12 protein-coding genes are annotated in these 9,855 nt (G+C 41.5%); all 12 read right to left on the bottom strand.

Going from position 1 to position 9,855, the window contains the following annotated elements; translation table 11 throughout:
• Positions 1–148: 148 nt before the first annotated feature.
• The 12 genes from ACIFQM_RS12205 to ACIFQM_RS12150 all read right to left on the bottom strand — a co-directional run bounded on the left by ACIFQM_RS12205 (position 149) and on the right by ACIFQM_RS12150 (position 9,365).
• On the bottom strand, positions 149–274 hold the full coding sequence (locus tag ACIFQM_RS12205) for an SHOCT domain-containing protein (RefSeq protein WP_283657219.1): 126 nt from the start codon (positions 272–274) through the stop codon (positions 149–151).
• A gap of 218 nt (positions 275–492) precedes the next feature.
• Positions 493–711, bottom strand: coding sequence for a hypothetical protein (locus tag ACIFQM_RS12200; protein ID WP_430042274.1), 219 nt, complete (start codon positions 709–711; stop codon positions 493–495).
• A gap of 99 nt (positions 712–810) precedes the next feature.
• The gene (locus ACIFQM_RS12195; protein WP_430042272.1) at positions 811–1,641 is read right to left on the bottom strand and encodes a P22 coat protein - protein 5 domain protein; all 831 of its coding nucleotides are present in this window, start codon (positions 1,639–1,641) and stop codon (positions 811–813) included.
• Between the two features lie 27 nt (positions 1,642–1,668).
• Entirely contained in the window at positions 1,669–2,286 is a 618-nt protein-coding gene (locus tag ACIFQM_RS12190; RefSeq protein WP_430042270.1) for a DUF4355 domain-containing protein, read from the bottom strand.
• A gap of 401 nt (positions 2,287–2,687) precedes the next feature.
• Positions 2,688–3,068: a hypothetical protein gene (locus ACIFQM_RS12185; protein WP_430042268.1), complete on the bottom strand. Its 381-nt coding sequence runs from the start codon at positions 3,066–3,068 to the stop codon at positions 2,688–2,690.
• Entirely contained in the window at positions 3,061–4,365 is a 1,305-nt protein-coding gene (locus tag ACIFQM_RS12180) for a phage portal protein (protein ID WP_430065642.1), read from the bottom strand. The genes ACIFQM_RS12185 and ACIFQM_RS12180 overlap by 8 nt, the downstream gene beginning before the upstream one ends.
• A gap of 14 nt (positions 4,366–4,379) precedes the next feature.
• The gene (terL, locus tag ACIFQM_RS12175; RefSeq protein WP_430042264.1) at positions 4,380–5,063 is read right to left on the bottom strand and encodes a phage terminase large subunit; all 684 of its coding nucleotides are present in this window, start codon (positions 5,061–5,063) and stop codon (positions 4,380–4,382) included.
• Positions 5,009–5,920, bottom strand: coding sequence for a hypothetical protein (locus tag ACIFQM_RS12170; protein WP_430065640.1), 912 nt, complete (start codon positions 5,918–5,920; stop codon positions 5,009–5,011). The genes terL and ACIFQM_RS12170 overlap by 55 nt, the downstream gene beginning before the upstream one ends.
• A gap of 178 nt (positions 5,921–6,098) precedes the next feature.
• The gene (locus tag ACIFQM_RS12165; RefSeq protein ID WP_430065638.1) at positions 6,099–6,944 is read right to left on the bottom strand and encodes a tyrosine-type recombinase/integrase; all 846 of its coding nucleotides are present in this window, start codon (positions 6,942–6,944) and stop codon (positions 6,099–6,101) included.
• A 159-nt stretch (positions 6,945–7,103) separates the two neighbouring features.
• Positions 7,104–7,658: a transposase gene (locus ACIFQM_RS12160; RefSeq protein WP_430065636.1), complete on the bottom strand. Its 555-nt coding sequence runs from the start codon at positions 7,656–7,658 to the stop codon at positions 7,104–7,106.
• A gap of 258 nt (positions 7,659–7,916) precedes the next feature.
• Positions 7,917–8,078: a hypothetical protein gene (locus ACIFQM_RS12155; RefSeq protein ID WP_430065644.1), complete on the bottom strand. Its 162-nt coding sequence runs from the start codon at positions 8,076–8,078 to the stop codon at positions 7,917–7,919.
• Positions 8,079–8,096: 18 nt separating this feature from the next.
• A complete protein-coding gene (locus tag ACIFQM_RS12150; protein WP_430065634.1) occupies positions 8,097–9,365 on the bottom strand; it encodes a site-specific DNA-methyltransferase in 1,269 nt (422 codons plus the stop codon).
• Between the last annotated feature and the right edge of the window lie 490 nt (positions 9,366–9,855).

The following is a 9,855-nucleotide window of genomic DNA, read 5'->3' as shown; positions in this document are numbered from 1 at the left end:
TGTCCATCGTTTTAATGGGAACGACGACGACTTTTTTTGCGGTTGTGGCTTGGGCCATAGGTGTTTCTCCCTTCGATATCTTCTTTATATGGTCACATGGTATAATGCTTGCGGCACATCATCAAGTCCATTTCTGCCCATGTGATAGCTACTTGAAAGATTTTTTATTAAGCTGGTCAATGGCTATAAATTCTTCTTCTGTAATGACATGTTGTGATCTCAATTGCTTTAATAGGCTCAAACTGAGCAAGTAGTCAATGGATTTTCGTTGCATATGTATGTGGCTCCTTTGAAATGAAAATGGCTCACCACAAAGGCAAACCGATAAATATAATGCTTAGAATAAATTTTTAAGGCTAATGGTCTTTTCTATGGTTATGCTAGGATCGCTTACTAATGCGGCTGTTAATATTTAAGTAATGAATCAGGATATCGTCCTTGGATATATCTGTTGGCTCCATGCCTAATAATCGTTTTATCAAATCCATTAGCTCATTCATGTGCTGTCTCCTGTACCTCCTTTACCTGTTCCTTCTCGGTACGCTTCATGCTCTTGGTAGCTTGAGCTTTCGTTTGGGCTACACCTTGTTCAGTCTCATCTGGTTGAGGTTCCTCTACTTGCTCATAATGCCCACTAGCCTGTAACCGCAGCATCAGCTCCTGATCCGTTACTTCCCATGTACAACCTGTTTCTTGATTTAAAAACCACATCTTATCACCCTCCAAAAAATGAAAAATAGGGCATCCAAAACGGACACCCTAAACGTGTTTCTTCTATTATAATGTGTTTGCATATGATCCTATTTTCAATTAAGACTTATTGGCCGTGAGTACAGCGAGAGCTTCCGGCTTGATACATTTGGCTCCAAATACCTGCAATTCTTTCACCGCATCTGAAAATTGCTTTTCTGGTCTGAACGCTTCCACCGAATCCACTTGACCCGCAAACGAAATGGCACTCTTATGGCCCGCAATAATTTTATACTTTGCTCCTCCTGAATTAGGCACATTGTTAGATTTATAAACGATCATGCCATCGATATCTCCCACATAACCTGTACGAATGATATTTGAGTCTTTCGTGAAACGAGCATCTTTTAGTAGCAAGCCATAGTACCATGCAGGAACCACTACAAAACGCTCGCTTTCAGGTACATTGTTCTCATCCAGCAGCACGCCAAGATCAATCAGCAAATCATAGGCTGTATCTTTCGTGGGAACAATAGATGCGGTATCATTGCCAATCATGTTCTCTGCTTTAACCTCCGTGTAAAATCCAGCAAGATACTGATCCACCGCATTAGCTAGTCCATAAGAAGCTTCCACAATTCCACCATCCAGCAGATTCACATTCGCTTGCGCAGCATCTACATTATCCACCTGAAAATTAAAATACTTCGCTTGATCGATCACTAATGTTTTTTGCGTAGCATCCAGTTCCTGTGGATTCCCGATTCCTGCCACTTTATCATAGTTGCCAATCGTCACCGCTCCAATCGAATTGATTTTCACGGTAGAGCCTTGACCTTTAATCTCACCTTCATAATCAGTGTTAACCACATTCCCGTACACCAAATTCTTCTTCAAACTTTCATTTAAACGTGCGCTCCAAATGGTAGGAATAAAATGTTGTACTGACATATCTAATCACCTTGTCCTTTTCGTTTATTATTGTTTGTTTTGTAATGCTTGTTTGACTTGATCCCAATGCTGATTAATCTCGTTTTGGGACATCCCTTTAATCGAATCCAATGTAAATGTGCTACCTGTTGAACCAGCCGGAGGTGTATAGCCATCTCCTTTGAGTCGTTGCTCGACTTGCTGTTGTATAGCCAATTGCAGCGATTGTTCCAACATAGCTAAATTCGCTGTCGTCGCTTCTTCATCTGCACCAACAAAAAAATCCACTAACGGGAGTGGAAGTTTCTTTTCGGATGCAATTTTGATCGCTTGGCTGGTTAACCGTTCACGCTGCTTCTCTAGCTTCATATTTTCGACTTCGGCACGTAGCTTCTCGACTTCGACTTCTTTCTCATCCTTCGCCGGGAATCGCTTCTTGATCTCAGCATCCACTGCACTTTCCAAATGATTGGCTTTCCACGTTTCCAGTGATTTAGCGGATCGTTTGTCTACCGTGCTATCGAACCAACTTTTTGCTTGCTGATTAGATTGAATAAATTGCTCCATCCCCTCTACGCTATACGGATTCAGACCATGAAGATATGTTTGCCATTCCTCATTCGTTTGGTTTTCCTCAATTAACTGCTTCATTTGTTCTAAATTCATTTTCGATAATCTCCTTTATCGCCCATTCGACTACGCAGAACCGAACACGCTTATGTATGTATGGAGCCTTTTAATGTCATGCTCAGGACAGGATCGTTACGCTTTAGGAATCACAAAAACGAGGAAAAGGTACAAACATACCCACTCCCCACTTTTACCTATTTTTCATCCTTTGTTTATTTGGATTTTTGACAGCCTAAAGCGTAACACTGAACCTGTTGGGATTCGAGCTTTCGAACACGCATATGTATGTTGGATTCGTTTAACGTCATATCTGATACAATAATGTTACGCATTAGAAAACGTAAAAACGAGAAATAGATACAAACATACCAACTCCTCATTTTGGGTTGTTTTTCATCCTTAGTTTATTGGACTTTTTAAACCTCTAAAGCGTAACATCAAGCCTGTTTTTTCCTCATCTGACGCATCCGTAATTTCGACTTTTCGTTTGCAATCTTATCTCTGCATTTCTCACAATATTTCTGCCGATTCGAATTTGCTGAAAAAGTAGCCTTACATTTCTGGCAGTTCACCCTCGGCTTCACTGTCTTAAACCCAACCTCTACATTACGTTCAGACTTATATTCTCGCTCCAGCTTCTCATCCATTGGCAACACTCCATGTTCAAAATATGTACAACGGGACAGACCATCATCTTGAGCGAAAAATAAACATGGGCCATCTTGTAAACAGCAATAATTCGAGATGCCATGTTTCGTTCCGAGATAACCAGCACAGCTATTCTTCACGAGCCGCTTAATCCTATTTTTATTATGCATTTGATACCTCCTTATCCGTACCAACTAATCGTTGCTGCTCCGCATGAAATTTATTGAATTCCAGTTTGGGATTCTCTACGAATGGAAGCAACGCCAGCAATGTTTCCTGAGATACTACTTGCTGCAATTTAACGATTACATCTGCCATCCCCACCAAGTCTATCGGCAAGTTACGAGTAAACTTCACAGCGATATCCCGGTAATCATATTTCATGCCTTCTTTAATGTGCAGAAAGGTGAAGAAGTTACGCAGACGTTGCTTGATTGCCTTTTCCATCAAGGCTTCACGCATTGCCACTCGATTCTCCAGATTAAGCAGCTTGTTTCTCAGTGCTAAGGAAGACGTATTGCTGGCCCAGTTTTCATTAAAATTAACCTGATCCATCATGTCGAAGATTTTGCGTTCAATGTTATCCAACTCATTTTTCACAAAAGAATCGTTAATCTCCTTCGTTAGCCAACTTACCTTTCCTCCAGCCGGAACCTGAATAATGCCCATCTTCTTCATATTCAACAAGTCTTCAGCTTCCAGCTTTGCATTCTCAATCACGAGATAGGCATTGCGATGATCTGCAATTTCATTGACCAAATCGGAATTCAATACGTTATAGGCATCAAATAAAGAAATCACATCATGGAAACCACTTTTTCTCTCCGTATTGGCTGGACAGGAGATAAGTGGGATTCTTCCAAAGATGTGATTATGTTTGCCGATATATTTCAGTTCGGGTGATTGGTTTTGCCTACTCCGATTGCCTTTATCATCACTACTGATTGTATAGTGTAGAATTTCATAGTCGGTATACACGTCAAGGTACACTTGCTTATCAAATCGTCTCGTGAATTTATGTAGTCCTAATAGTACATTTCTTTCTGCTGTTCCGTCCTCCAACACATAGGCATTCAAAGGAGATAGCACCGTGGCTGAAAACTGGCCATCTGAATCGATATAGTTCAATTCGAAGCTCTCACCGAATATTTCGGATTGTTTCCGAAGCTGTAGATTGTGCTCTTTGTCCCAATGACTCATATGTACGTCTATGTTATGTATGGCTTCATCCTGATCCGACTTGGACACATAGTTTACTGGCTTTCCAAGCAGATAGCCCACTTCATTATCTACAAACTTACGTGGGAAATTGAAAATGAGCTTTTGATTGCTTCGGCTTTCTTGCATGGCATAGTTCTTGAGAATAGCATGCTGACCATTATAGTAATCTGAATATTTCTGTTTGGCTAATGCAGTCGAATGGAGTTCGTTTAGACATTCCAAAATGATAGACTCAGTTATTTGCAAATAGATTCTTCCTTTCAAAATAATAAATTTCGATCATAAAATTTCAGACTCTTGACCGACTGAATCAATTGAACAGCCCCATATAAACTATCTGGCGCATCGTCATATGTACAATTTCGATTATAGTCCTTCACCTGATGGTTATATCTGAGGTTATCTGCATTGAACAGAATATGACCCTTCTTCACTTCCGGCTCCAAGCTAATAATGCGTTCATGCTTCTGCCCCTTGGAATGCACACTTTCTACGGGTGTATGTATCTTTGCCTTCCATAACTCTTCTTCAAACTTTTGCTTCATATAGCTCTGTGCTTGATTGACTTCAAATCCCAGCTTATCTACAGGATAAAGCTTCAACTTCTCATTAGCGACTTGAAACAAATCATCCGGCAATAGTTTATAGATATTGCCATCGATCACGTACATCTGCTTCGTCTTTCGATGCTGTCCAATAATGGAGACAGCAGAATAGTCATTTTTCTTCCCAGCTTTAATGGCTGGATCAATGTACATCGACATTTCCTCAAACTCAGGCAACCTATCCCAATACATGAGATTCTGAAATATGTAATCGTCTGTTGAACGCGGATCATTTTGCAATTCTTTATAAAATGACTTTTCACCCATGGCTTGTTTCTTGCACATCAAATAGTAATAGTCCAAATACTCGCTCCACAGGATTTCCGTACCCTCCAGCATTTCCTCCTCATGAGCCGTAAAAAAAGACAAGGCAGTATTGATCCTGTCCTCGTCTTGCAAGTTATTATACATTCGTTCCCACTCTGACCATAGATCATCCCGTTCTGAAAACTGAAGCACAGCTGCTTTACGAACACTTCGCACACCTGGTATCTTCCCTTTGAGCAGATCATGATATCTTCTTCGTTGAGAATCGTTCCACAGATCAGAATATTCGTATCCCTTGTGCCAATAGGGAGAATAACATCCGTAAACGTATTTTTAATCTGTTCTCGTTTGGCCTCGGATCGTGCAGTATCCTCCTTGAGCAAATCATCCATTAGAACCAAGGTAGGACGATGATGCTTATAGTGAATGCCTCGAAGTGAACCGTCAATCCCACGAATCATAATGCAGGAATCCAGTCCACCTTTACTCTTCAGCCAAATCTCATTGTTGTTCCAGCGGCTTCCTTTACGAATACCAAAATCCTCAATCAGCATCGTATTCGTTTCTAACTCATCTTTGATCATATCTAAGAAGGGCAATGCAATCTGCTCTGTCGCTGATATGATTAATGTAAACTGTGATTTATCATAAAGTGTAGCATACAACGGAAATAAAAAGGAACTGATCGTTGACTTTCCATGCTCTCTAGGGAGGCCGAAAGCCGTTATCAGTCCTGTATTTCCAAGCATATGTCTTAATTCCGTGAATAGCTCACGATGAAACTTGCCAAATGCTCGATCAAAATATTTAGGGAAATAGGCTAAAGCGAAAAATTCAATGTCCATCTCACCGATAAGCTTTCTTAGTTCAGAGAAAGAGAACGTTTCGATCAGTTGTTTCATTTTGGGCGGCTTAAAATGCTTCTCCATATACTGCTTAAGCAACTCAGCCTGTCGCTGTTCTTCTTGCTTTATTGTTTCAATAGGTATAGCTCCTTTCTCATATGTACCGTAAAATCATCGCGAAAATTTCTGCACCCTTTGCTGGCGGCTTCGTTTATCTACATAGAAGAACCCCTCCATCCACGACAAAAAGAGTGGCTTCTTCTCACCACTCGATATTTGCCAAGGCTTCAGCCATATCCTGCTGTGTTGTTAGGGTATAGATATTGGTTGTTGCTACGTGATCATGTCCAAGGATTTGCTGGATGGTCGTCAATGGAGTCGTTTTGACCAACTTATAGCCAAGCGTATGTCTCAGCATATGGGGTGTGACCTTCACATTGATCCGATCCCCGTATTTGTTCAAAATCAGGTTGATCGCATTTCGTTCCAATGCTCCACGCTGGCCAATACATAGATATTCTGATTCCACTTGTGGCCTGACTTCAAGATATCGGGTAATGGCTTTTCGCACTTCCTTATTTAATGGAATAGTGCGGAAGGAGTTTCCCTTACCGAGTACCTTCAGCATCCCTTTACGTTCACTAATCTCCATATCCTTCAGCTTGATGCCGACCAATTCGCTTACCCTTATCCCCGTTCCCATCAGTAATTCGATCATACAAATATGCATTCGATTGCCCATCCGGTGAATTTCATTCCGCAGCTTCCACAAATCCTTTTCCTCAAGACCCTTATACTGCCGAACGACCTTGTTCCTGACCGCTTCGATATGTATTTCTTCCTTTATATATCCTTGATGATGCATCCATTGTGAAAATACGTTGATACTGGCGATCTTACGGTTGATGGTGAGTACCGCTTGGTTGGTGCTTTGCAGATATTTCTTGTACTCTACACCATCCAATTCAATCCACTTGTCCAGTCCATATTCCGTCTTGCCCCGATACCAAGCTATGAACTGCAATACGTCCCGAATATAGCAGGAAACCGTGTTCTCGCTCCGATCCTTACTCCGTAAATGCGCTTCAAATCCTTGAATATACTCCATATTCGCCCCACCCTTCGCTTTGTGTGTCACATCATACCGTTGATGTGGGGCAAAGTCCACCGTTTGCATAACCTATCTTATGCACTGATTCTGGCTACTTTTGGGGCTAATTCAGGGCTGAAACTGGCGTTTATCTATACAAATACTGACGGCATAACGTTATGGCAGCGAGTCATCCGGCTCCATATATCCTTCCTCAATCTCAACCGATTCCTCAATAGCTTCATAGTCGGCATCCACCACATCCGCTTCGATCATATCCAGAAATAGCTGCTTGCGTTCCTGTTCCGGTGCTTTTGTATTCACCACCAACTCACGTCGATCATTCCACTCGTTGGGTGCGCGATTCTTTAAGTAGAAAATCATCGCTGTCGGATTGGGAGGCTGATATCGTTTCACTTTCTCGATACGCGTCTTCTTTTTTCCATTTTTGTCCTCTTCAATAATCGTTTTAATTTCTTCATATTCATACCCTGTAGCAGCTTTCAAAAGTGAATTTTCCACGTATGAAATAGGGACAGATCTGCTCCATTTGACTAGTTCAGCCAGCATCGGATGCTTATCTATATACTCGTACCAAGTCGTTTTACCTATGTCGAGTTTCCTGATAATGTCCTCTGCATTCACGCCTTCTTCGAACCATGCCTGGATTTCCGCTAACCGAGGATATACATGTGTTTCCCACTTGGGTTGGACGTTCCAATGCTTCAGCAAATTTCGGATGCTTCCTTCTATAATCGCCTAATGTCCAAATGTGAATATTTAGCCGTTTCGCAATCTCTTCATCTGTGGTTCCTTCACGTACCCAAACGGGAATATCCCTGAGTCTTGGCACAACAAATTGATCGTACTTGGTCAGTATCTTAGGCTTGTTTCTTTTGGGTTTGTCACTATTTTTGCTCATTCTGTTCACCTCCAGCACGAAAAAAAGGGAACAGACCATAATAGCCCATTCCCCATATGTATTCTAGCTTACCCTTCCAACTCAGCCTCGTAAAACAATTCAATATCTTCAATTACCTTCTGAATCAGCTCATTGTCCTCCATAGCTTCCTCAGCCCCAAGCACATTTTCCTTTTCGGCTTGCATGCCCTTTAGGAATCGAATCACCATATTCACTTTTGCCTTCCCCAATTCAATCACCCCTTCAGTTTAGTCAGCACATGATACCTCTGACCTTGCCGACTCAGCAACAACTTCTTGGTAGCCCACCTTCACTCCATCTCGAATCAGATAAACGCCGCTATTATCGCCAACGTGGGCAATATACCGCTTCACAATCACATCTACATATTTGGGGTCAAGCTCACTCGTATAGCAAATCCGATCCGTATCCTCACAAGCAATCAATATAGAACCTGAACCACCAAATGGATCAAACACAATATCACCAAGCTTGCTCGAATTTTTAATCGGGTAGCTAATTAAGGGAATCGGCTTCATCGTGGGATGATATTCATTCCGGAAGGGACGATCAAATTGCCATAATGTCGTTTGCTTACGATCACTGTTCCAGTAGTGTCCACCTGTCGGCTTCCAACCGTATAATACAGGTTCATGCTTCCAGTGATATTGAGAATGACCGAGTACCATTGCTTGCTTTGCCCATATACAGCATTGTGACAGCTTGAATCCGGCTTCGATAAATGCCCTTCTAAAATTCAAACCTTCACTATCGGCGTGGAACACATAAATACTTGCTCCGTCATCTGCTACTTCATACATTCGAGTGTAGGCAGCCAATAAAAAATTATAAAACTGGTGATTGTCCATTTTATCATTCTCTATTTTCAGAGCATTCTTGGTCTTACCTGTATAGTCCACATTGTAGGGTGGATCAGTTACAATAAGCTGTGCCTTCTTACCATCCATCAATGTTGCAATATCCTGCGGATTAGTCGAGTCACCGCATATGAGCCTATGCTTCCCAAGTAGCCAAATGTCACCTTTACGAGTGATCGGATGTTCAGGCAAAGCTTCTTCTACATCAAAATTATCCTCATCATCAGCTGTATCTTCATGCAATGTATCCAGCAACTTCTCCGCTTCAGACCAATCAAAACCCGTTAGCTCAATATTATAATCTGCTTCTTTCAACTCATCTAATAATGTAGCCAGTGCGTCAAAGTCCCACTCCCCTGTAATTTTATTGAGCGCTATGTTCAGAGCTTTCTCTTTCGACTTATTCACATCGACTATGACACAATCGACTTCATCGTAACCGAGTGCCTTTAACACTTTGGCACGTTGGTGGCCTCCCACGATGGTATAATCGCTGTTACAAATAATTGGTTCACAATAACCGAATTCCATTACACTATTCCTGATCTTTTCAAACTCTGGATCACCCGCTTTTAAATCCTTCCTTGGATTATATTCGGCATGTACCAGTTGATCGATCTTCAATTTCATCCATTTCATTTATAGAATTTGCTCCTTTATGTCTACAGCTTTCTCATTATTTCTGGCGTTTTTTATGTATGGAATTAACGTTTCTACGTTTACGAGTTTGATTTCCAATCCGGCTCATTCTCCTCTCATTCAGAATTACAGTGAAGAATATGCTAAGCCAAATACAGATTTCTATAGCTAATGCTAGTAACAATATCATCATCCTGATTTCTCCTTTCCAAAATGAAAAAGGAACCCTAGCTCATAGCCAGAGTTCCCGTGTGTAATATGTACTTTTAAATTTTCAACATTGTGTCACGTGACACATTTTTATATACACAACCACGTTTTGCATTTTTGAGTAAGGACGGCATCCTGCATCTTCATGACGAGGAGCATGCCGCACAGCACGGCAAGTATGTACAAACGAGTCTGAAGCCAACTCATCGCGACACTGCCGATTCTCAAACTGCTCGCAGCAGAGCTTCCGACATGAATCATTTTCCCGGTTCATCCGGGG

Source organism: Paenibacillus sp. NRS-1782 (assembly GCF_050467685.1).
Classification (GTDB): domain Bacteria; phylum Bacillota; class Bacilli; order Paenibacillales; family Paenibacillaceae; genus Paenibacillus; species Paenibacillus terrae_A.
Note: the sequence above shows the minus strand (reverse complement) of the source record. Positions and strands in the feature narration are given on the sequence as shown.

Bases quoted from the DNA above. Each gene is read 5' to 3' on its own strand.
- ACIFQM_RS12205 (WP_283657219.1), bottom strand. From the start codon at position 274: ATGCAACGAAAATCCATTGACTACTTGCTCAGTTTGAGCCTATTAAAG.
- ACIFQM_RS12200 (WP_430042274.1), bottom strand. From the start codon at position 711: ATGTGGTTTTTAAATCAAGAAACAGGTTGTACATGGGAAGTAACGGAT.
- ACIFQM_RS12195 (WP_430042272.1), bottom strand. From the start codon at position 1,641: ATGTCAGTACAACATTTTATTCCTACCATTTGGAGCGCACGTTTAAAT.
- ACIFQM_RS12190 (WP_430042270.1), bottom strand. From the start codon at position 2,286: ATGAATTTAGAACAAATGAAGCAGTTAATTGAGGAAAACCAAACGAAT.
- ACIFQM_RS12185 (WP_430042268.1), bottom strand. From the start codon at position 3,068: ATGCATAATAAAAATAGGATTAAGCGGCTCGTGAAGAATAGCTGTGCT.
- terL (WP_430042264.1), bottom strand. From the start codon at position 5,063: ATGCTGGAGGGTACGGAAATCCTGTGGAGCGAGTATTTGGACTATTAC.
- ACIFQM_RS12170 (WP_430065640.1), bottom strand. From the start codon at position 5,920: ATGGAGAAGCATTTTAAGCCGCCCAAAATGAAACAACTGATCGAAACG.
- ACIFQM_RS12165 (WP_430065638.1), bottom strand. From the start codon at position 6,944: ATGGAGTATATTCAAGGATTTGAAGCGCATTTACGGAGTAAGGATCGG.
- ACIFQM_RS12150 (WP_430065634.1), bottom strand. From the start codon at position 9,365: ATGAAATGGATGAAATTGAAGATCGATCAACTGGTACATGCCGAATAT.